Origin of the sequence: Paracoccus sp. Ld10 (assembly GCF_045064235.1) — a bacterium.
Classification (GTDB): Bacteria; Pseudomonadota; Alphaproteobacteria; order Rhodobacterales; family Rhodobacteraceae; genus Paracoccus.
Genome location: NZ_JBISHD010000028.1, coordinates 183,849 through 205,304, shown reverse-complemented (window position 1 = coordinate 205,304; position 21,456 = coordinate 183,849). Strand labels below are relative to the sequence as shown.

The following is a 21,456-nucleotide window of genomic DNA, read 5'->3' as shown; positions in this document are numbered from 1 at the left end:
TCAGCGGGTCCATCGCGTAATGCACCGCCAGCTGCGCCATCTCGGCAAAAGAGATGTCCTTGCGCACCAGGTTCTCGTCAACCATGCGCCGGTACAGCGCCTCCAGCTGATCGCCGCGCGCGGCGATGCCCGCCGGAATGCGGCCCCAGGCCTCGTCATCGCCCGTCTCCTCCAGCAGCTGGCGATAGGCCGACAGCCGCCGCCACCCCTGGATCAACTCGTATCGACCATCCTCGGCCGGCTCCAGACGGATCGGGTTCGACAGACCGATGTCGCGGATGGAACTGACCAACTCGGCCATGTCGAAATCGGCGACGGGCTTGCGGTCGCGGATCAGCTTGGTCGTATCGATCATGTCCAGCGCGATGAGGTCGGTGATCAGCCCTGCCCGCTTCAACCGTACATGCTCCTGCGCCAATGCATCGTTTTCGGCGCGGATCTGTGCTTCTATCACTGCACGGTCCCGGGTCGATTCAGCGGTCTCACTGATCGCGGCGGCCATGGGACCACGGCGACCATCGGCCTGAACCTTCCCCGCGGGGATGGTGCCCTCGGTGTCGTCTTCGGGGATGTCGATGTCGAACATCCGACGCTTGCGGCTCATTGCGCATCCTCCAGTTCCGTCCAGGCGGTCAGCACGTGACCGCGAAACTCCTCATACGCCTGATCGAACGTGGCGCGTGCCCGGCGCCACGTCCCCCGCGTCATCTCTCGATAATCAATCTCATAGATCGACGACAGGAACCGCCCCGACTGCTCGACCGCGCGGGTCAACTCGATCGGGTTCTGTGCCAGCCGGTCGCCGAACACCTGCCGGAACGCCGCGAACATCGCCTGATGCAACTCGTTCGAGGGCTCGTACCGGGTCATCAGGAACCGGATGTCCGCGAACGCCTTGGGCAGCTTGATCTTCCCCGTGGGGAAGTTTTCGAACCCGTGGGACAGATCCTCAAGCGCCTCGGCCAACTGTCCGATAAAGCTGGTCGTGCTGTCATACTCCCAATAGCCGGGGCCGGACGGAATATACAGCATGTCGGCGGCAAAGACCGCGTTCATCGACTGATACCCGATGGCAGGCGGGCAATCGAACAGGATCAGGTCGTAGGCATCGTCGGCCAGGCTGTCCAGGAACCGCGACACCGCGCCAAAGAACGTCCATTCAGGGTTGAGGTGCCGGTACTGGGCGCTGGCGAACTCCACAAAGGCCGCGTTGGCGCAGCTGGGGACGATGTCGATGGTGGGCCAGGCGGTCGGCTTGATGAAGTCCGCCGGGCGCAACGTGCCAAGGCCCATGTCCCGGATCGAGGCGGGCAGCTTGCGATGGGGCAGGGCGGTTCCGGTTTCGGCACCCGCGCTGGCGGTGTTCATGCGGTCGGTCTCTCGCTCCAGATCGCGCGCCATGATGCCCCAGACCGTATGGTCCTCTCCGACATCGTTCAGGCCCATGGAGTGGGAAAGGGTCGCCTGCGGGTCGAAATCGACGACCAGCACCCGGTAGCCGTCAAGCGCTGCCGCATGGGCAAAGTGCAATGCGACCGTCGACTTGCCCGCGCCGCCCTTGAAGTTGGCGATGGCCGCACGAAAGGCGCGCTTGCCCTCGGGGCGGGGCGGCATCAACGTCTTCTTGCTGATGCGGATGCGGCGACGCAGCTCGTTGACCTCATCCAGACTGAACCACCGCTGACGACCGTCCTCCTCGACTTCCCCGAGGGGAAGGTTCGGATCGGCGGCCAGCTTGCCCCGGAAGGTCGACTGGTTGATGCGAAAGATCAGCTCTGACACCTCCCAGGACGAGAACCGGCGCAGCGTCTTCTCATTGGCGGGGCTGAAGGTCTGCCTGCGGATCCACCCCTGCATCTTGAGGGATTGCGCCTGCAGGCGGGCAAGGTCGTCGTGCGTATACATGTTGTATCGGTTTCCAAGGACGCTGTTTGCTTCTGTTCCCGCTTTTACGTCGTATTTGCGCTTTTGGCAAAAGCCTTGTTCACTAATCGCAGGAAATGCGCGAATCCAGCACCTGCTGGCGAATCGCCGCACCGTTCACGTGGTCGCATCGCGAAGGGATTTAGGGTCGTTCGCTGGATATTGGGGGACGTGACACTGACGACCGCTGCCAATTGGGGGACGTTCTGGGCTTACTGGGGGACGTCCTGAATGTCCCGCTATACCAGTGATACCCTGATTCAAGAATGACTTTTGGTCGGTGATCACGAAACCGGGCGATCTGCTTGACAGAATCGGGTTTCAGGACGCAAATGCCTGCAGAGCGGTGAAAGGCGTTGGGGATGACACAAGATCTCGGCTCTACCGGGACAGCGTGCCGAACATCCGACGGGCAGGAACGATGATGCAAGTGATGCGACCCGTCGGCAGACAAGCCGCGGCACGGAAATACGATCTTCTGTCCGCGATGATGGCGCATGCGTTGGCCGGGGATCCGCACCGCCAGCGGCTGGTGTTGCGTCTGATGGCGCTGATCACGACACGATACAACTGGCAACGCGACGAGCTGACCATGGGCCAGCGAGAGATGGCGCGTCTGTGGTGCGTTGATGAACGCACCGTCAAAAGGGACATGGCGCGTCTGCGCGAGGCGGGGTGGATCGTCGTCAAAAGACAGGGCGCGCGCGGTCGCGTGTCGGTGCTGGGCCTGGGAGTGGAGCGCATCCTGCTGGACACGCGCCCTGACTGGTCCAATATAGGTGAGGATTTCACGGCACGCATGGGCGAGGGCGCAGAGACACCGGAAGACGGTGATCCGCCGAATGTCGTCCCGTTCCGGCGACCCGACGAGACGTCGGAGCACGACGCCACCAAACACGGCCCATGGCCACTGATCCGTGCGCGCCTGCGCGACGAGGATCCGGCGTTGTTCGACGCGTGGTTCGCGCCGCTGTCGCCGGAGGAGGGGCAGGGGGGTGTCCTGCACCTGGTCGCGCCATCGCGGTTTCACGCAACCTATGTGCGCACCCATCTGCTGGGCCGCCTGCAGATGGCCGCGCGCCGCAGCGACCCCACATTGGGAGAGGTCCGCGTTACCTCGGTCTGACGGGGTTCGCCGCGGATCTGCTGCGTCATCCGGTACGCGGCAGACGATGCACGGTCACGGGCTCTGTGGTGCAAGGTTTGAGACCGCGCTGGTATCAACCAAGAGGGCACCACGGCTTTTGGTCGCAACCGGGCCGTATTAACGCTATCAGCAGCATGGCGGATTAACCCTGCATTATCAGGGCTATGAACGCATCGTTCGACAAGATTAGCAGCAGGAGCGGGCCGTGATCGCATGGGACTGTCGCGAAATCGTCACATGGGTTGCGTAGTCACGGCCCCACCGACAATCCTTGTTCCTGTGAGGCCACCATGAACCGGACGACCCTGACCGCCGCGGCAATCAGCCTTTTGTCCCTGCAGGCGGCACATGCCGAATTCGCCCTGGACCCGCGCTATACCGATGCCGATGGCGACATGATCGCCGACATTCCCACCGATGCGGCCGATCTGTCCGACCCCGGCACGCTGGTCTTTGCCTATACCCCCGTCGAGGATCCGGCCGTCTATGCCGAAGTCTGGCAGGAGTTTCTGGACCATATGGCCGAGGTCACGGGCAAGGACGTCCAGTTCTTTCCGGTCGACAGCAACGCCGCCCAGATCGAGGCGATGCGCGCGGGTCGTCTGCATGTCGCGGGTTTCAACACCGGGTCGAACCCGCTGGCCGTCGCCTGCGCGGGGTTTCGTCCCTTTGCGATGATGGCGGCCGATGACGGCAGCTTTGGCTATGAGATGGAGATCATCACCCATCCCGACAGCGGCATCGACGATGTCGAGGGCATCCGCGGCGGCCAGATGGCGTTCACCGCCGAGACGTCGAATTCCGGCTTCAAGGCGCCGTCGGCGCTGTTGCAGGCCGAATACGACATGGTCGCGGGCACCGATTTCGAGCCGGTGTTCTCGGGCAAGCATGACAATTCGATCCTGGGCGTGGCCAATGGCGACTATCCTGCCGCGGCGATCGCGAATTCGGTCCGGACCCGGATGATCGAACGCGACGTGGTGTCCGACGATCAGTTCAAGGTGCTGTACACGTCCGAGACGTTCCCGACGACCGGCTATGGCGTGGCCCACGACCTGACCCCCGAGTTGCAGGACAAGATCCGCCAGGCGTTCTTTGATTTCGACTGGACCGGCACCGCGCTGGAGGCCGAGTTCAGCAATTCGGGTGAATCGCAGTTCATCGAGATCGATTTCGCCGACACATGGTCCGTCGTGCGCCAGATCGACGAGACGATGGGCGTGGAATATTCCTGCAGCTGATCCGCATCGCGGCAGCCATGGCCGGGGGTGCGCAGGCGTCCCCGGCCATTCCCATGGACGGACGGAGAGCGCGATGCTGGAGTTGCAGGGGCTGACCAAGACCTACAGGACCGGGGACCGGGCGGTGAACGATGTCACCCTGTCGGTGCCCAAGGGGCAGGTCGTGGGGCTGATCGGCCCGTCGGGGGCGGGCAAGTCGTCGCTGATCCGCTGCATCAACCAGCTGGTCGAACCGACGGCGGGGCGCATCACCCTGGGCCGGACGCAGCTGACGGGGTTGTCCCCGCGGGCGCTGCGCCGGCAGCGGCGCCGCATCGGGATGATCTTTCAGGAATACGCGCTGGTCGAACGGCTGACCGTGATGGAGAACGTGCTGTCCGGGCGCTTGGGCTATGTCAGTTTCTGGCAGAGTTTCACGCGCAGGTTTCCCCCGGCGGACATCGCGCGGGCCTATGCCCTGCTGGACCGGGTGGGTCTGGCCGATCATGCGGACAAGCGGGCGGATGCCCTGTCGGGCGGTCAGCGACAGCGGGTGGGGATCGCGCGCGCGCTGGCGCAGGACCCCGAGCTGTTGTTGATCGACGAGCCGACGGCCAGCCTCGATCCCAAGACCAGCCGCCAGATCATGCGCCTGCTGGCTGAGATCTGCGCCGAGCGCGACCTGCCGGCGATCGTCAACATCCATGACGTGGCGCTGGCCCGCCAGTTCCTGCCGCGGATCGTGGGTCTGCGCGCGGGGCAGGTGGTGTTCGACGGCCCGCCCGCCCAGCTGACCGACGCCGCCCTGACCCGCATCTATGGCGACGAGGACTGGGACGCCATGCGCCGCGCCGAGGCCGACGATCAGGCCGAGGCGCGCGAGGCGATGGCCACCCGCGACGCGATGGTCCTGGCATGACCCATCCCAGCACCTGGCGGCGACCGCCGCAGATCATCAAGGACCGCCGGCTGGCCATCGCGCTGCAGGTCGGTTTCGCGGTCTGGTTCGTGGCCGCGCTGGCCACGCTGGACGCGGATTGGGTGCGGATGACCGAAGGCTGGTCGCGGGCCGTCCGCTTTGCCCAGGGGTTCCTGACGCCGGATTTCACCAGCCGCTGGCGCGACATTTCCCGCGGGCTGGAGGAAAGCCTGACGATGACGCTGACGTCGACCGTGGTGGGGGTGGCGCTGTCGATCCCGATCGGGATCGGCGCGGCGCGCAACATCGCGCCACGCACGGTCCATGCGTTCTGTCGCAGCATCATCGCAGTCAGCCGCGCCGTGCAGGAGATTATCATCGCGATCTTTTTTGTGGCGATGTTCGGGTTCGGGCCGTTCGCAGGGTTCCTGACGCTGACATTCGCCACCATCGGGTTCATCGCCAAGCTGCTGGCCGACGACATCGAGGATCTGGACGAGGCCCAGGTCGAGGCCGTGCGGGCCACCGGGGCCGGTTGGATGCAGGTCGTCAACTATGCCGTCCAGCCGCAGGTCATGCCGCGCCTGATCGGGTTGTCGGTCTATCGGCTGGACATCAATTTCCGCGAAAGCTCGGTCATCGGGATCGTGGGGGCGGGCGGCATCGGCGCCACGCTGAACACCGCCATCGACCGGTACGAATATGACAGCGCAGGGGCGATCCTGCTGATCATCATCGTGATCGTGATGATCGCCGAATACGGATCGTCCTACCTGAGAAAGTTCCTGCAATGAGCGACGGCATGGCTGGGATGACCGGCGACCGGATCTGGACGTGGCGTACCCCGCGGCACCGCCTGCTGATATGGGCGGGGTGGATGGGGCTGGTGGCGCTGTTCGTCTGGTGCTGGGGCGTGATGACCAAGGGCACGATCTGGGCCTTTGTCTGGGACGCCCCGGCGCAGGCGGCCGATATAGGCGGGCGCATGGTTCCGCCCGCGTTCGGCTATCTGCCCGACCTGATGGTGCCGCTGTGGGACACGCTGAACATGGCGACGCTTGGCACGATGCTGGGCGTGGTCATGGCGGTGCCGGTCGCGTGGCTTGCGGCGCGCAACACCTCGCCCTCGCCTCGGCTGCTGCGGCCCTTGGCGATGTTCGTGATCGTGGGGTCGCGGTCGATCAACGCGCTGATCTGGGCACTGCTGCTGGTGGCGATCCTGGGGCCGGGGCTGCTGGCCGGGATCATCGCCATCGCGCTGCGGTCGATCGGGTTCATCGGCAAGCTGCTGTACGAGGCCATCGAGGAGACCGACCCCCGACAGATCGAGGCCGTGGTGGCCACCGGCGCAAGCCCGGCGCAGGTGCTGTCCTATGGCATCGTCCCGCAGGTGCTGCCGACGTTCTGGGGCATCGCGGTGTTCCGGTGGGACATCAACATCCGCGAAAGCGCCATCCTGGGGCTGGTCGGCGCGGGCGGGCTGGGGCTGAAGCTGCAGGCGTCGCTGAACACGCTGGCCTGGCCGCAGGTGACGATGATCCTGATCGTGATCCTGGGGACGGTCATCGTGTCGGAATGGATCTCCGGCACGGTGCGGCGCGCGCTGATCTGAGGCGGGGACGGGCGACCCCGGGGTGTCGTGCGCCGCCGGATGAGGTCCGGCGGCGCGATGCGTATCAGAGTTCGACCTCCCAGGATTTGAACGACACCCGGCCCGCCGCGGGGCTGGCATCCGCGATCTTGCGGATATCGGCCCAGGCATGTTTGTAGGTCGGAATCATCAGCTCGTTCGTTCCGGCATTGGTGACGTTGCCCTGCGTGCCGCGTGGGGCGCCGAAGATCATGAACGTCTGGTTTCGGCGCGCGGTCGGTTCGGGATAGACCAGCGCCTGCGTCGCGCCGACGTCGTTGTAGATCTCGACCATGTCGCCCTGTGCCACGCCCAGATCGGCCATGTCGTCGGGATGGATCTGGATGAACGGCAGGTCCCAACGGTCGTTCACGAACTCGTTGCGCTGATCCAGGAACCAGCTTTGCCAGTTCAGGTTCGACCGTCCGTTGTTGATCAGAAAACGATAGCGTGCCTTTTGCGCGTCCTTGCCCGGTGCCTGGAACCCGCGCCACGCGCCCATGCAGAACAGCGCCTTGCCGTCGTCGCGCCCGTGGCGGGTGAACACGCCGTCGGTGTACAGGCGCGGCGTGCCGACCAGCGCGCCGTCCTGATAGCCCGTGACGGGTTCCTGCACGCCATTGTTGCCCGCCGCCCGCAGGCGGTCATAGGTGACGTCGGGATGGGCGCTGCCATAGCCATCGGCAAAGGCGTCGGCCTCTGTCTGCCAGTCAAAGCCGGTGAACTGGTCGGCATAATCCGCGCGGCCATCGTCGCGCAGCACCCGTTCCAGGTGGTTGGCCAGACGCGCTGCGATGATGCAGTCGGGCTGCGCGGTGCCCGGCGCGTCCATGTATTTCTGGACCAGACGCATCCGGCGTTCGCCGTTCATCGAGGTCAGGTTCATCTCTCCGGATTCGACCGCGGGCAGGATCACATGGGCCGCCTGTCCGATCTGGCTGTGGATGATGTCGACATCGACGGAAAACAGCCCGCCCGCGTCGATGGCCGCGACGATGGCATCGACCAGTTCGTCGCGGGTCTTGCCGGCGCTGGCGTCCATCGCCTCCTTGACCATGTTGGTGCGGCGGTTGTAGGCGCGCTTGAACGCGGCCGCGTTCTGGGTGGTCTTGTAGTGGTCGCAGGCCCAGATGTGATGCACCTTGCCGCCGCCATCGATGATCAGCTGATCGACATTGGGGGCGGGGCGGGGGATATGCGCGTCGGAGGGGCGGAAATATCCTTCCTGGTGGCCGCCAAGGCGGCAGCATCCGCCCCCCTCGCGCCCGACATTGCCGGTGGCCAGCGCGATGTTCAGCAACGCACCCACGACACGATAGTTGTCGTTGCCCCAGATGATGCCCTTTTCGTAGCCGGTCACGCATTTGCGGCGGCTGCCGTCGTCATGCGGCATGGCGATCCATTCGGCGGCCTGGACGATCTGATCCTCGGTCAGGCCGGTTGCGGCGGCACCGTCGGACAGGCTCATCCGGCAGGCCTCACGCGCGGCGTCGAACGATCCAAGGGCCGCGGGGTGGGCGGCGTCCTCGGGGACCGCGGTGCCGTCGGCAAAGGTCGAGGCGGCGATGAAATCGGCATCGATCCAACCCTGATCGGCGATATGCGTGAAAAGCGTGTTGAACAGCGCCAGGTCCGACCCGCTGTCGATATGCAGATGCAGGACGTTTTCGGGGCCCGCCACCTGTTCGCAAGCATCCACCGTCACCGTCCGGCGCGGATCGACCACGATGACGCGCGCACCGTTGCGCATGCCCGCGACCATGTGGTTCAGGAACAGGTTGGTCTGGCATTCCATCGGATTGACGCCGACCAGGAACATCGTGTCGGTCAGTTGCCAGTCCTCGTAGGCATAGTTCAGTTCGTCCACGCCCATGTCGCGCGACGAATGAACCTCGGAATTATAGGCGGGGCGGTTGTGAATGCGGGTGTTCTTGACCTTCATCGCCCCGAAATACAACTTGCCCGTGCCCCAGGTGTTCTCGTACCCGCCGCCCGAGCCGCCATGGTCGAACATAGAGACGTACAGGTCGTCCTCGGCGTCGCGGTCGATCACGCGGGCGGTGACGCGGGCGACCAGGTCCAGCGCGTCGTCCCAGCTGGTCGGCTGCCATGTGCCATAGCGCCAGACCATCGGGTCGGTCAGCCGCTGTTGCTGGGTGCCGGTGATGTCGGAACGCCGGTTTTCGGCCATGCGCGCCCCGCGCACGGACCCCAGGCCCGCATTGACCAGGCAATCCACGTCCGGCTTGATCACCAGATGCACGTCGCGGCCGTCCTGCTTGACGACGTTGTACATGGATGGCGCATACCACGCCTCGGTGTCGGCATATTGCTGGGTGGCCAGGTCGACGCCAAATTTGTTGTCGCCGGGTGCGGTGCCGCCCTGTTGGCTCAGGGGCCATGTATAGGCCTTGTACCCGCATCCGACGATGCAATAGTGGCAGGTGACGTTGTGTTCGCGCGCGTCCGCCGGAATGATCGGCAGGCGGTCGATATGGGTCTTGAATGCCATGATGGTGTTCCCCCTCAGCCTTGCAGCACGTTGGACAGGCGGCCGTGGATCAGCTCGTCCGCGCCCTCGGCATGAATGTCGCCCGCATCGTCGACTCGCAGCATGAATTGCGGCAGGTTCTGCGTGGCGTGGCCCCAGATCTGCTGGCCGCCCTTTTCACAGTCGAACCGCGAGAAATGGCCGGGGCAGTTCAGCGTCATGTCGGCGGCGTGATAGCTCATGAAATATCCCTTGTGCGGGCACAGCACCGAAAAGGCGACGATGTCGCTGTCGGGGCCTGTGCCGCCTTCGACAGGGGCGCCCAGTTTGATCAGGATGCCGGGGCTGTCGTCATCGGGATAGGCGATGTCCAGCGGCTCGTTCACGGCCAGGTCGGCGATATTGGCCAGCCGGGTCGACGGATAGGTCAGCATGGCAAGGGCCGGTTGCGCCCTGGCCTGCGCCGCGGGCAGAACGGCGGCTGCTGCGGCGCCCGCCATGCTGACGGCACCCCCGCGCAGGAAATGGCGCCGTCCGGCGTCGATCATGCGGTTGCATTTCATGGTCATCGTCCTCCTCTCAGGTTCCCTGAGAGAAGACTAGTCCAGCGCGGCGGTCGGCGGGCGGGTGATGCGGTGGGAAAGCGGCATGGTAAACGGTTGTTAGGAAATAATAATTCGCGATGTTCGGATTTCCTAACATCCACGCGCCGTCACAGCCCGTGCTTGGACATCTTCTGCCACAGCGTCGTGCGCGAGATGTCCAGCAGGCGGGCGGCCTCGATGATCTGGCCTCCGGACCGTTCCAGCGCGCGCAGGATATGGGCGCGTTCGGTTCGGTCGCGTTCCGCGGCCAGGGTCAGCATCGGGTGGCCGGACAGGCTCTCGGGGAAAAGATCGGCGGGAAACAGCGTGTCCCCGGTCATCGCGCTCAGCGCATGCGCCAGTCGGGTGCGCAGTTCGCGACCGTTTCCGGGCCAATCATGGTTGCGCACGGCCTGGACGGTCAGGTCCGAGATGTCGGGCCGCGGCCTGCCGGCGCGCGCGGCCATCGGACCCGCCAGCCGGTCCAGCAGCCAGGCGGCATCCTGTGGCCTGTCGCGCAGCGGTGGGATGAGGATATCCGACGTGCCCATCCGGGCCATCAGGTCGGGCCGGACGAGGTCGCCGGGATCGGGAATGCAGGTCGCGATCAGGCGCGCGACGGGCGCGGCGTCCAGATAGGTCATCAGCCAGTCCTGCATCGGCGGGGACAGCCGGTCCAGACCGTCGACGAACAGGATGCCGTCCCCGGCCCGGCGCGCCAGATGGGTAAGGGTGTCACCCGTGACGTCGTCTCGCCCCGGTTCGACGGCCACAAAGGGCGCGGCCTGCCGGTCGGACAGGCGGTGCAGGTGTCGCGCAAGGCGAGCCTTGCCGGTGCCCGCCTCTCCGCGGATCAGCAGGGGGGTGTCCAGGTCCGCAAGATCCGCCGCCCGGTTCTGGACCTGCACCGCCAGGGCCGACAGGCCGATCGTGCCGGTAAACGCGTTCTCAGCCGGGTCGCGCATGGCCTGGACAAGGCGCGACAGCAGGGCGGGCATCTCGAAGGGCTTGGTGATGTAGTCGACGGCACCGGAATGCAGCAGGCGCACGGCCTGATCGGTCTGACCCTGTCCGGTGATGAACAAGAAGGGGGGCGGGACCATCGTGCGGCACAGCGTCAGGAACAGATCCTCGCCCGTGCCGTCGGGCAGGCGGATGTCGCAGATCACCGCATCGACCGGCAGGCGCGGCGTGCGCAGCGCACCGACCGACTCGCGCAGCAGCTTGAGCCATTGGACATCCGCGCCCTCCAGTTGCAGGCGCTGATGGATCGATGCGCCCATGATGGCGTCGTCCTCGATCAGCACGATGCGGCGGCCGGTCAGCATCATGATGGCGCCATCCGGGGCAGGGTGACCGATATCCGTGTCATGCCGTCCTGTCGGTCATCGGTGATCGTGCCATGCAGGTCGCGGCACAGATCGCGGATCATCCGCAGCCCCAGGCCGCCGCCGGGCGGCAGGGGGCGGTCGCCCTTCAGCCGGTCGCGGGCATCCTGCGACAGGCCCGCGCCGTTGTCGGATACCGTCAGGGTCAGGCATTGGCCGGCCACGGCAGTCAGACCGATCCGTCCACCGGGACCCGCCGCGTTGGCGGCATTCAGCAACAGGTTCAGGGCGATCTGGCGCACCGGACCCGCGGGGAAGCCCCGCAGGCCATCGGCATCGGCGTCGATGCGCCATTCCAGCCGCTGATCCATGCGCGACGCCTCGGGCTGGAACAGCAGGCGGAGGTCGTCGAAATCCTCGGGGGTCAGGGGCCGGTGACCGGTATCGGACCGGTGCTGGTCCAGCGTGACCCGCACCACGTCGCGCAGATGCCTCAGCCCCCGTTCGACGAGATCGGACGATTCCCGCACCACGTCGGGGCGGTGCGCATAGGTCCTGATCGTGTCGGTGGCATTCAACAGCCCGCCAAGGGGGTTGTTCACCTCGTGCGCCAGAGAGGACGACAACCGGCCAAGCGACACGAAGCGTTCGCGTTCGGCCAGCCGCCGTTCGGCCTCGACACGCGCCTGCACCTCGGCTGACATGCGGTTATAGGTTCGGAGCAGGGCCGACAGTTCAGGGTCGCCATGGGGCATCCGATCGTCGGGAAAGGCCTGCGGCCGCCCCTGCATGGCGGTCATGCGGTCCGCCAGCTGGCGCAGCGGGCGCACCATGCGGCGCACGAACAGGAAACCGCCCGATGCCAGCAGGATCGTGGCCAGACCGTTGCCGATCAGCAAAAGCCGGACCGCATGGCGCCGTTCCGCGATCAGGTCCGTGACGTCCAGAACCGACAGCAGCCGTCCCGTCGGCCGGTCCTGATGATACAGGTCGGTGACCACCCGAAGATGCGGGTCGGAGCCGGTCAGGGTGATCGCATGGGGTGGCTAGGCCCCCGCGGCCATCGGGCCGATATCGGCATCGACCGGGGCCTGTCGCGGGTCGGACGCCGCCAGAACGCGGCCCGCGCGGTTGGCGACCACGGTCAGGACCATGCGCTGACCCCGCGTCGCGCGGGCCGCGCGGTCCAGGATGTCATAGACCTCCCAGATATCCTCGCGCATGACGGCGGGGCCAAGCGCGACCGCCATGCCGTCGACATGCAGCCGCACCAGTTCCTGCACACGGTCCTGTTGCACCGTCCGCAGCGACCGCAGGACAAGCTGGGATGCGACGATGCCCACCAGGACCATCAGCAGCACGACGATCAGCGGCACGCGCAGGGAAAAGGGCACGCCGCGCATCATCCGGCCAGATCCTGCATGCGCCTGCGGATACCGTCGTAAAGGTCCGGCCCGCCCACGGTCATCCCGTCGATCCGTAACAGGTCAAGCGCCGTCCGCCCCGTCGCGGTGTCGGCCAGACCCTACAGGGCGCGCCGCAGCGTCCGGACCCGGTCGTCGGTCCGGTCCGACATGCGGCAGACAAAGGGGGGAAAGTCGAACGGTTCGGACCGGCCGATCACGCGGGTCCGCCCGGTCAGATGCGGCTCTATCTGCGACAGGGCCTGCCAGACATAGCCATCGACGCTGCCCGATCGGGTCAGGCCGCTGGCCACGGCGCGCACCACGTTGCGATGGCCATAGGTAAAGATCGTGCGGCCAAAGAACATGTCCGGCGTGGTGCCCATGCGGGCAAGGTCGGACGCGGTCACCAGCCAGCCGGAATTGCTGTCGGGGTCCGAGAAGGCGTGGCGGGCATTGCGAAGATCGGACAGCGACCGCGCCCGGTCATCGGACGCCACGATCAGATAGGACCGATAGGTGGGCGCCGCATGCCACAGCGGCACGGCCAGGATCGACAGCTGTTGTTGGTGCTGCAGGAACGGGAACCCGCAGATCCAGGCCGCATCGACGTTTCCCGACAAGAGCAGGCCTGTCACCTCCTGATAGGTGCGCCGCTGCACGATCTGGACCGGGCGGGACATCGACGTTTCCAGGGCGCGCTGCAGCGGTCCGATCACGTCGATGTCGCCATCGGCGAACACGGGGGTGACGCCAAGCCTGACGGGGGCCGCGGCGAACGCGACATGGGGTGCCGCCAAGCCAAGCGTGGCTGCGGCCAGAAAGGCACGGCGCCTTGTGCATGGCGCGTGGGTCACCGGTTGCATCCTTTGATCGGACAGGGGTTCATCGTCTGCGTATTCGACGGAAAAGGCCAGTGCCCGAATGGTCCGCCCCCGCCGCAAGAAGCAGGATGGCGCCAGAACCGGGCCGTTGTCGGGCGCTGTCATGAAGATGTCACACGAATAGGGCATGAGCGTTACATACGAGTAATATGTCGTTCAGGCATCGTTCAACTCCACAGGAGACGACTCATGAAGACCCTCGGCCTTACCGCCACCGCCCTGTCCGTGATTGCCCTTTCGGCCGGCGGCGCGTTCGCTCAGTCGCGCGATCAGATCCGCATCGTCGGTTCGTCGACCGTGTTCCCCTATACCCAGGCCGTGGCCGAAGAGTTCTCGAACCAGACCGGCACCCCCGCGCCGATCGTGGAATCGACCGGAACCGGTGGCGGCATGCAGATCTTTTGCAGCGGCGTCGGAGAGCAGACCCCGGACATCACCGGCGCGTCGCGTGCGATGACCAAATCGGAATACGACCTGTGCGTCGAGAACGGCGTCACCGACATCACCGAGGCGCTGATCGGTTACGACGGCCTGGTCATGGCCGTGTCGCGCAACAGCGAGGCCGACTGGGGCCTGACGCTGGAGCAGGTCTATCTGGCGCTGGCCGCCGAGATCCCGCAGGACGGCGCGCTGGCTGCCAACCCCTATACCAACTGGTCGCAGATCGATGCCTCGCTGCCCGACGTCGCGATCACCGTGATGGGGCCCCCGCCGACCTCGGGCACCCGTGACGCGTTCGTCGAACTGGCCATGCATGCCGGTTGCGAAGAGCACGCCCCGGCGATGGAACTGTCCGAAGCATCGGGCAACGAGGACTGGGTCGACGAGAACTGTTCGCGCATGCGCACCGACGGTCCGTTCATCGAGGCCGGCGAGAACGACAACCTGATCGTCCAGCGCCTGAACACCGACCCGAACGCGCTTGGCATCTTTGGCTATTCGTTCCTGTTCGAAAACACCGACACCTTGGTCGACGTGCCGCTGGACGGCGTCAAGGCCGAGATGGAGACGATCGCATCGGGCGACTATCCGCTGTCGCGTCCGCTGTATTTCTACGTCAAGGACGCGCATCGCGGTGTGATCCCGAACCTGCAGGAATTCGTGGCCGAGTACATGTCCGACAACGCCCTGGGCGACATGGGCTACCTGGGCGAACGCGGCCTGGTCTCGCTGCCCGAGGATGAGCGCGCTGAACTGGTCGAGCGCGTGATTTCGGGCGAGGGCGATTTCGCCGTCGCCGAGTAATCCGACCATCCCCGGCCCGCCCCGTGCACAACGGGGCGGGCTCGTAACGATCAAGAGGGTGCCATGACAGGCCTGGCCTTTGCACTGCTGCTGACCGCATCGCTGGCGGGATACGTGATGAACCGCAGGGCGGCGCTGGCCCTGCGCGACGGCGGTGTCCGTCTGCATTCGCTTGGCATGTTCCACGGGCTTTATGCCTTGTTGATCGTGCTGGTTCCGGCATTCATCGTCGCGATCCTGTGGATCATGCTGGAAGGCAGCGCCATCAACGCGCTGACCCTGTCTGGCCTGCCCGACGGCGTGCTGAGCCAGGCGGCCAATCCGCAGCTGATCCTGACCGAGATCCAATCCATTGCCGGCGGCCGCGTCTTTGGCACGCCCGAACCCTATATGCTGGACGCGGCCGACCGTATGAACGGCCTGCGCGCCACGTCTGGCTGGCTGCTGGTCGCGGTGATCGCCCTGCTGTCCGCCGCGCTGTTGTACGTGTCCCGGCGCCAGGTCGCGGCCGAGTTCCGGGCACGCCAGGCGGCCGAACGCATCGTGATGGGCCTGATGATCACCTGTTCGCTGATCGCGGTCTTTGTCACGATCGGCATCGTGCTGTCGCTGGTCTTTGAATCGATCCGCTTTTTCCAGATGGTGCCCATCACCGATTTCCTGTTCGGCACGCGGTGGGAACCGCAGATCCCGATCCGCGCCGACCAGATCGCGGCCGAGGGTGCATTCGGCGTTCTTCCCGTCTTTCTGGGCACGCTGGTCATCACCTTTGTCGCCATCTCGATCGCGGTCCCGGTGGGCCTGCTGTCGGCCATCTACCTGAACGAATTCGCCAGCCGCAGCTTTCGCGCGGTGGCCAAGCCGATCCTGGAACTGCTGGCCGGCATCCCGACGGTCGTCTATGGCTTCTTCGCGATTTTGACGGTTGCGCCGGCGCTGCGGTCATTGGGGGCCACGCTTGGCATTCCCGTCGCGCCCAACACAGCGCTGGCCGCGGGCGGGGTCATGGCGATCATGCTGATCCCGTTCATCTCGTCCTTTGCCGACGACGCGCTGTCGGCGGTCCCACGCAGCCTGCGCGACGGGGCGATCGCGCTTGGCGCGACGCGGTCCGAGACTGTGCTGAACGTCCTGTTTCCCGCCGCCATCCCCGGCATCATGGGCGGCGTCCTGCTGGCCGTCAGCCGTGCCATCGGCGAGACGATGATCGTGGTGATGGCCGCAGGCCTGATCGCATCCATGAACATCAACCCGCTGGACAGCGTCACCACCATCACCGTCCAGATCGTCACGCTGCTGATCGGCGATACGGCCTTTGACAGTCCCAAGACGCTGGCGGCATTCGCCCTGGGCCTGCTGCTGTTCATCGTCACCCTGTTCATCAACATCCTCGCGCTGCGCATCGTGCGCAAATACCGCGAACAGTACGATTGAGGCGCCAGATGACCGATTTTCCCAATGACGGCAGCACCGGCAACGCCCAATGGTCGTCGGACGCGTTCAAAAGCCGCCTCGCCACGCGTCACCGCAAGGAGGCCCGGCTGAAATACCTGGGCCTGGGCGCGCTGCTGCTGGCGTTCCTGATGCTGGGCATCCTGCTGTGGACGCTGATCTCGGGGGGGGCGCAGGCGTTCCGTCAGACGCATGTCACGCTGGACGTGCCGATCTCGGCGGAACTGGTCGAGGCCGAGGATCCGGCTGCGGGCAACTACCGCCGGGTGATCGCGGATGCGATGCAGGTCACGTTCCCCGACGCACCCCAGGAACGGATGCGCGCCTTGTCGGGCATCCTGTCCAACGCGGCCCAGTTCGTGTTGCGCGACCGTGTCGTGGCCGACCCCGAGCTGATCGGCCAGACCGTTCAGATCCGGGTGCCGACATCGGACACCTATGATCAGCTGAACAAGGGCAACGTCAACGAGGACAGCGACGAATCCACCCGTCGCCTGAACGACGAAGACATCCGCGCCTTTCGGCAACTGGAGGCAGAGGGGCGCATCACCTTGCCCTTCAACTGGGCGCTGTTCACGAATTCCGACAGCCGCTTTCCGGAACTTGCAGGCCTGAAGGGCGCCATCATCGGGTCGTTCTATGCGCTGCTGGTGTGTTTCCTGATCTCTTTCCCGCTTGGTATCGGCGCCGCCATCTATCTGGAGGAATTTGCCCCCAAGAACAGGATCAGCGACATCATCGAGGTGAACATCAACAACCTTGCGGCGGTGCCGTCGGTCGTGTTCGGCCTGTTGGGTCTGGCGGTGTTCCTGAACTGGTTCGGAATGCAGCGGTCAGCCCCGTTCGTGGGCGGCCTGGTGCTGGCTCTGATGACGCTGCCCACGATCATCATCGCGACCCGCGCGGCGCTGAAATCCGTGCCGCCATCGATCCGCGAGGCGGCCCTGGGCGTCGGTGCATCCAAGCAGCAGGTGGTCTTTGGCCATGTCCTGCCGTTAGCCATGCCCGGCATCCTGACCGGCACCATCATCGGCCTGGCCCAGGCCCTGGGAGAGACCGCGCCCCTGTTGCTGATCGGGATGAACGCCTTTGTCACCTCGGCGCCCTCGACGCCTTTCGATGCGTCGACCGCGCTGCCGACACAGATCTTCATCTGGGCCGACAGCCCCGAACGCGGTTTCGTCGCACGCACATCTGCGGCCATTCTGGTGCTGCTGGGTTTTCTGGTGATGATGAACGCCATCGCCATCTTTTTGCGCAACAAGTTCGAGCGCCGCTGGTAACCCGGCCGCAAGGAGAGCCATCATGTATGACACCACCCGATCGGAGAACGCTGTGAGCCAGCAGGACATCAAGATTTCGGCACGCAATGTCCAGGTCTTCTATGGCGAGAAACAGGCCATCAAGGATCTGAACGTCGAGATCCTGGACAAGACGGTCACCGCTTTCATCGGCCCGTCGGGCTGTGGCAAGTCGACCTTTCTGCGCTGTATCAACCGCATGAACGACACCATCGAAAGCGCCCGGATCCAGGGCGACATCAGCATCGATGGCCAGAACATCTATGACCGTCGCGTCGATCCGGTGCAGTTGCGCGCCAAGGTCGGCATGGTGTTCCAAAAGCCGAACCCGTTCCCGAAATCGATCTATGACAATGTGGCCTACGGTCCCAAGATCCACGGACTGGCCCGCAACAAGGCCGAGATGGACGAGATCGTGGAACGCAGCCTGCGCGGCGCCGCGTTGTGGAACGAGGTCAAGGACCGGCTGGCCGAACCCGGCACCGGTCTGTCGGGCGGCCAGCAGCAGCGCCTGTGCATCGCCCGCGCCGTCGCGACATCACCCGAGGTCCTGCTGATGGACGAACCGTGCAGCGCGCTGGACCCCATCGCCACCAGCCAGGTCGAGGAACTGATCGAGCAGCTGCGCACGCAGTTTTCGGTGGTCATCGTGACGCACTCGATGCAGCAGGCCGCCCGCGTCAGCCAGAAGACCGCCTTTTTCCACCTGGGCAACCTGGTGGAATACGGCGACACCGACGACATCTTCACCAAGCCGCGGGACAGCCGGACCGAGGCCTATATCTCGGGCCGGATCGGCTGATCGAAAGGATCTGACATGAACCGCGACAAGCATATCTCTTCGGCGTTCGACCGCGACCTGGAAACCATTCAGGCGATGGTCGTCAAGATGGGCGGCATGGTCGAGGCCGCGATCACCGACGCCTCGACCGCGCTGGACACGCGCGACCAGGAACTGGCCGACGACGTCCGCCGCCGCGACAGGGCCATCGACGGGATGGAGATCCAGATTAACGAGGACGCCGCCCGCCTGATCGCGCTGCGCGCGCCGACCGCGACCGACCTGCGGATGGTGCTGGCGGTGATGAAGATCTCGGCCTCGCTGGAACGGGTCGGCGATTACGCCAAGAACATGGCAAAGCGCACCGAAGTCCTGTCCCAGATGCCCGCCATCGACGGGGCCGGCATGGCCCTGCGCCGGATGAGCCAGGCAGTGAACAAGATGCTGCAGGACGCGCTGGACAGCTATATCCGCCGCGACGCGGATCTGGCCCATGACGTGCGCCAGCGCGACCTGGAGGTGGACCAGATGTACAACGCCCTGTTCCGCGAGTTCCTGACCCACATGATGGAGGATCCGCGCAACATCACCCCCTGCATGCATCTGCATTTCATCGCCAAGAACGTCGAGCGCATGGGCGATCATGCGACATCGATCGCCGAACAGGTGGTCTATCTGGTCACCGGCGACCTGCCCGAAGAGGCGCGGCCCAAAAGCAGCAGCGTCGTGGCCCCCGCGGCGGAGGTCTGAGGCATGGCGCGCCAGGCCCCCTGCGTGCTGGTCGTCGAGGACGAGGGCGCACAGCGCGAGGTTCTGCACTATAACCTCGAGGCAGAGGGTTTCGACGTGGTGATGGCCGACAACGGCGAGGATGCGCTGTTGTTGGTCGCCGAGGAACAGCCCGACCTGATCGTCCTGGACTGGATGCTGCCGCGGGTGTCGGGCATCGAGGTCTGCCGCCAGGTCAAGGCCGACCCCGCGACCCGCAACATCCCCATCATCATGCTGTCGGCGCGCAGCGAAGAGGTCGACCGCGTGCGCGGACTGGAAACCGGCGCCGACGATTACGTGGTCAAACCCTATTCGGTGGTCGAGCTGCTGGCCCGGCTGCGTACCCAGCTGCGCCGCACCCGGCCCGCCACGATGGGCGAACGGCTGTCATTCGCGGACATCATTCTGGATGCCGCCGAACACCGGGTGTTCCGCGCGGGACAGACGCTGCATCTGGGGCCGACGGAGTTTCGGCTGCTGTCCACGATGATGGAAAAGCCCGGCCGCGTCTGGACGCGCGAACAGCTGCTGGACCGGGTCTGGGGGCGCGACATCTATGTCGACACGCGCACCATCGACGTGCATGTCGGCCGTCTGCGCAAGGCGCTGATGCGGAACGGCGGCAACGACCCGCTGCGCACCGTTCGCGGTGTGGGCTACGCCCTGGGCTAGGCCGCTAGCCCCGCATAGATGCCGCCCTGCGACAGCAGGTCGGCATGGCTGCCCATTTCCACCACACGGCCCTGATCCATCACCACGATCCGGTCGGCGTTGCGGATCGTGCCCAGCCTGTGCGCGATCACCAGTGTGGTGCGCCCCACCGACAGCGCGTCCAGCGCCGACTGGATCTCGCGTTCGGTCTGGCTGTCCAGGGCGCTGGTCGCCTCGTCCAGTATCAGGATCGGGGGGTTCTTCAGAAACGCCCGCGCGATGGCGACGCGCTGTTTCTGGCCGCCCGACAGCATCACCCCGCGTTCGCCCACGATCGTGTCCAAACCCTGCGGCAACCCCTCGATCATCGAGGCCAGCTGCGCCTTGGCGGCGGCCTGCGCGATGTCCATGTCGGTCGCGTCCAGCCGGCCATAGGCGATGTTCTCGCGCAGCGTGCCGCCGAACAGGAACACGTCCTGGCTGACCAGCCCGATCTGGCGGCGCAGGCTGTGCAGACGCATCGCGGGGAGGTCCATCCCGTCGACGACGATGCGCCCCTGGCTGGGTTCATAGAACCGCGGCAACAGCGCCAGCAGCGTGGTCTTGCCCGCGCCCGACGGGCCGACAAAGGCCACTGTTTCGCCGGCGCGGATCGACAGGTCGATGCCGGTCAGGATCGGGCGGTCCGGGTCATAGGCGAAACCCACCCCCTCGAACCGGATGTCGCCGCGCAGGGCGGGGGCGTCGATGGCGTCGGGGGCATCGGCGATTTCGGGGTCGGTGGCCAGCAGTTCCTGATAGCGGCGGAATCCGGCGATGCCGCGGGGATAGGTCTCGATCACGGCGGCGATCTTTTCCAGCGGGCGATAAAAGACGCCGACCAGCAGGAGGAACCCCACGAAACCGCCGGTGGTCAGATCACCCGACAGCACGAACCCCGCGCCCATGACCATCACGATGACCTGCACCAGCCGCAGGCCCATGTATTGCAGCGCCGACGACGCGGCCATCACCCGATACGCGTCCAGTTTCGCCTGGCGATAGCGGGCGTTGTCGGCGGCGAACAGATGGCTCTCATGCGCCTCGTTGCCAAAGGCCTGCACGACGCGGACGCCGCCCAATGTCTCCTCCAGGCGCACATTGAAATCACCGACGCGGGAATAGATCGCACGCCAGGTCCGCGTCATGCGCCCGCCATAGACGATGACCAGCGCCAGCATGGCCGGCACGATCAGCGCCACGATGACCGCCAGTTGCGGGTTGATCCAGTACATCAGCGCGAATGCGCCCACAAAGGTCATCAGCGCGATGAAGGCGTCCTCGGGGCCGTGATGGGCGACCTCTCCAATTTCTTCCAGGTCGCGGGTGACGCGGGCGACCAGCTTGCCGGTGCGCGCGCGGTCGTACCAGCGCCAGGACAGGCGCGTCAGGTGGTCAAAGGCACGGGCGCGCATCGCGGTTTCGATGTTGATGCCCAGTTTGTGCCCCCAATAGATCACGATCGACAACAGGCCGGTATTGACCGCGTACAGCGCCAGCAACCCGGCCGCCGCCGCCACCGTCAGCGTCCAGTCGCCCTGCGGCAGCAGGTGGTCGATGAAGGCCGTGACCGCCAGCGGAAAGGCCAGCTCCAGCAGGCCCGAGATCACGGCACAGCCGAAGTCCAGCCAGAACAGCGCCATATGCGGACGGTAATAGGAAAAGAAATCTTTCAGCATGCGGCCTC

General features: G+C 65.5%; 20 protein-coding genes. 11 read left to right on the top strand and 9 right to left on the bottom strand.

The features are described 5' to 3' along the window. On the bottom strand, positions 1-604 hold a 604-nt coding region (locus ACJJVR_RS11615; RefSeq protein WP_405404724.1), incomplete at its 3' end, for a ParB/RepB/Spo0J family partition protein. Further along, a complete protein-coding gene (locus ACJJVR_RS11610; protein WP_405404722.1) occupies positions 601-1,905 on the bottom strand; it encodes an AAA family ATPase in 1,305 nt (434 codons plus the stop codon). The genes ACJJVR_RS11615 and ACJJVR_RS11610, both read right to left, overlap by 4 nt. 451 nt (positions 1,906-2,356) lie before the next feature. On the opposite strand from ACJJVR_RS11610, the gene ACJJVR_RS11605 reads away from it, so the two are divergent. From ACJJVR_RS11605 to phnE (ACJJVR_RS11585), 5 genes are all read left to right on the top strand, one after another. Beyond that, complete coding sequence (locus tag ACJJVR_RS11605) at positions 2,357-3,049, top strand: DnaA N-terminal domain-containing protein (RefSeq protein WP_405404720.1); 693 nt, start codon at positions 2,357-2,359, stop codon at positions 3,047-3,049. A gap of 311 nt (positions 3,050-3,360) precedes the next feature. Continuing rightward, positions 3,361-4,311 (top strand): phosphate/phosphite/phosphonate ABC transporter substrate-binding protein, encoded by a 951-nt coding sequence (gene phnD / locus ACJJVR_RS11600; RefSeq protein ID WP_405404719.1) that lies wholly within the window; start codon positions 3,361-3,363, stop codon positions 4,309-4,311. Positions 4,312-4,384: 73 nt separating this feature from the next. Then, on the top strand, positions 4,385-5,209 hold the full coding sequence (phnC, locus tag ACJJVR_RS11595) for a phosphonate ABC transporter ATP-binding protein (RefSeq protein WP_405404717.1): 825 nt from the start codon (positions 4,385-4,387) through the stop codon (positions 5,207-5,209). Next, positions 5,206-6,003 carry a phosphonate ABC transporter, permease protein PhnE gene (gene phnE / locus ACJJVR_RS11590; RefSeq protein WP_405404716.1) on the top strand — a complete coding sequence of 266 codons (798 nt, stop codon included), beginning with the start codon at positions 5,206-5,208 and terminating at the stop codon, positions 6,001-6,003. The genes phnC and phnE (ACJJVR_RS11590) overlap by 4 nt, the downstream gene beginning before the upstream one ends. 17 nt (positions 6,004-6,020) lie before the next feature. Next, complete coding sequence (gene phnE / locus ACJJVR_RS11585) at positions 6,021-6,821, top strand: phosphonate ABC transporter, permease protein PhnE (protein WP_405404731.1); 801 nt, start codon at positions 6,021-6,023, stop codon at positions 6,819-6,821. 64 nt (positions 6,822-6,885) lie between these two features. Here the strand turns inward: phnE (ACJJVR_RS11585) and ACJJVR_RS11580 are convergent, their stop codons facing one another. The 6 genes from ACJJVR_RS11580 to ACJJVR_RS11555 all read right to left on the bottom strand — a co-directional run bounded on the left by ACJJVR_RS11580 (position 6,886) and on the right by ACJJVR_RS11555 (position 13,502). Further along, entirely contained in the window at positions 6,886-9,351 is a 2,466-nt protein-coding gene (locus ACJJVR_RS11580; RefSeq protein WP_405404715.1) for an arsenate reductase (azurin) large subunit, read from the bottom strand. Between the two features lie 14 nt (positions 9,352-9,365). Then, positions 9,366-9,899, bottom strand: coding sequence for an arsenate reductase (azurin) small subunit (locus ACJJVR_RS11575; RefSeq protein ID WP_405404713.1), 534 nt, complete (start codon positions 9,897-9,899; stop codon positions 9,366-9,368). A gap of 143 nt (positions 9,900-10,042) precedes the next feature. Then, positions 10,043-11,245 carry a sigma-54-dependent transcriptional regulator gene (locus ACJJVR_RS11570; protein ID WP_405404712.1) on the bottom strand — a complete coding sequence of 401 codons (1,203 nt, stop codon included), beginning with the start codon at positions 11,243-11,245 and terminating at the stop codon, positions 10,043-10,045. Next, positions 11,242-12,243: an ATP-binding protein gene (locus ACJJVR_RS11565; protein WP_405404710.1), complete on the bottom strand. Its 1,002-nt coding sequence runs from the start codon at positions 12,241-12,243 to the stop codon at positions 11,242-11,244. The genes ACJJVR_RS11570 and ACJJVR_RS11565 overlap by 4 nt, the downstream gene beginning before the upstream one ends. Positions 12,244-12,288: 45 nt before the next feature. Further along, the gene (locus tag ACJJVR_RS11560; protein WP_405404708.1) at positions 12,289-12,648 is read right to left on the bottom strand and encodes a hypothetical protein; all 360 of its coding nucleotides are present in this window, start codon (positions 12,646-12,648) and stop codon (positions 12,289-12,291) included. A 119-nt stretch (positions 12,649-12,767) separates the two neighbouring features. Then, entirely contained in the window at positions 12,768-13,502 is a 735-nt protein-coding gene (locus ACJJVR_RS11555; RefSeq protein ID WP_405404707.1) for a PhnD/SsuA/transferrin family substrate-binding protein, read from the bottom strand. A gap of 216 nt (positions 13,503-13,718) precedes the next feature. Between ACJJVR_RS11555 and ACJJVR_RS11550 the strand changes: the two genes are divergently transcribed. The 6 genes from ACJJVR_RS11550 to phoB all read left to right on the top strand — a co-directional run bounded on the left by ACJJVR_RS11550 (position 13,719) and on the right by phoB (position 19,751). Beyond that, entirely contained in the window at positions 13,719-14,774 is a 1,056-nt protein-coding gene (locus ACJJVR_RS11550) for a substrate-binding domain-containing protein (protein WP_405404706.1), read from the top strand. A gap of 63 nt (positions 14,775-14,837) precedes the next feature. Continuing rightward, on the top strand, positions 14,838-16,208 hold the full coding sequence (gene pstC / locus ACJJVR_RS11545; protein ID WP_405404705.1) for a phosphate ABC transporter permease subunit PstC: 1,371 nt from the start codon (positions 14,838-14,840) through the stop codon (positions 16,206-16,208). Positions 16,209-16,216: 8 nt separating this feature from the next. Then, positions 16,217-17,509, top strand: coding sequence for a phosphate ABC transporter permease PstA (gene pstA / locus ACJJVR_RS11540; protein WP_405404703.1), 1,293 nt, complete (start codon positions 16,217-16,219; stop codon positions 17,507-17,509). A 22-nt stretch (positions 17,510-17,531) separates the two neighbouring features. Beyond that, positions 17,532-18,329 (top strand): phosphate ABC transporter ATP-binding protein PstB, encoded by a 798-nt coding sequence (gene pstB / locus ACJJVR_RS11535; RefSeq protein WP_405404701.1) that lies wholly within the window; start codon positions 17,532-17,534, stop codon positions 18,327-18,329. A gap of 15 nt (positions 18,330-18,344) precedes the next feature. Next, on the top strand, positions 18,345-19,058 hold the full coding sequence (gene phoU / locus ACJJVR_RS11530) for a phosphate signaling complex protein PhoU (RefSeq protein ID WP_405404700.1): 714 nt from the start codon (positions 18,345-18,347) through the stop codon (positions 19,056-19,058). Positions 19,059-19,061: 3 nt separating this feature from the next. Next, positions 19,062-19,751: a phosphate regulon transcriptional regulator PhoB gene (gene phoB / locus ACJJVR_RS11525; RefSeq protein WP_405404698.1), complete on the top strand. Its 690-nt coding sequence runs from the start codon at positions 19,062-19,064 to the stop codon at positions 19,749-19,751. On the opposite strand, the gene ACJJVR_RS11520 is transcribed toward phoB, so the two are convergent. Beyond that, positions 19,748-21,448 carry an ABC transporter ATP-binding protein gene (locus ACJJVR_RS11520; RefSeq protein ID WP_405404696.1) on the bottom strand — a complete coding sequence of 567 codons (1,701 nt, stop codon included), beginning with the start codon at positions 21,446-21,448 and terminating at the stop codon, positions 19,748-19,750. The genes phoB and ACJJVR_RS11520 overlap by 4 nt on opposite strands. Between the last annotated feature and the right edge of the window lie 8 nt (positions 21,449-21,456).